This is a genomic window from Allobosea sp. P1_A7 (genome assembly GCF_056406775.1).
The window spans coordinates 1-460 of record NZ_JBFTZN010000661.1 but is presented as its reverse complement, the minus strand read 5'-3'; the positions used below and the strand labels follow the sequence as shown (position 1 = coordinate 460).

Sequence of the window (460 nt, the reverse complement as noted above, 5' to 3'; positions counted from 1 at the left end):
CCGCAGGCGCTGGCAGCCAGGAGGCTGGCACTGTGCTCAGCCGCGACGGCACGTTGCTCGCCAGCTTCGTGTTCGAGGAGACGTTGCGTCCGCAGGCGCAGGCCGCAATCGCTGCGTTGCGCAACGAGGACATCGCAATCGCACTGCTCTCCGGCGATACGCAAGCCGCCGTGCACAGCATTGCCGCCAGGGTCGGCATCGGCACGGTCGCCGCGGGGTTGCTGCCGGCGCAGAAGGTCGAGCGGCTCGCCGCCCTCGCGGCCCAGGGCCGCAAGGTGCTGATGATCGGCGATGGCCTCAACGATGCACCCGCGCTCGCCGCGGCGCATGTCTCGATTGCGCCGGCCTCGGCCGCCGATATCGGCCGCAATGCAGCCGATTTCGTCTTCCTGCATGACGGGCTCGACGCGATCCCGACCACACTCAAGCTCGCGCGCGGCTCCGCCCTGCTGGTGCGGCA

Annotated in this window: 1 protein-coding gene; it reads left to right on the top strand. The window is 70.2% G+C overall.

The genetic code is table 11. The annotated features are described in order from the left end of the window. Positions 1-32 precede the first annotated feature (32 nt). Positions 33-460, top strand: a 428-nt coding sequence (locus AC1D34_RS38285) for an HAD-IC family P-type ATPase (RefSeq protein ID WP_476827116.1), incomplete at its 3' end; no start/stop codon positions are given.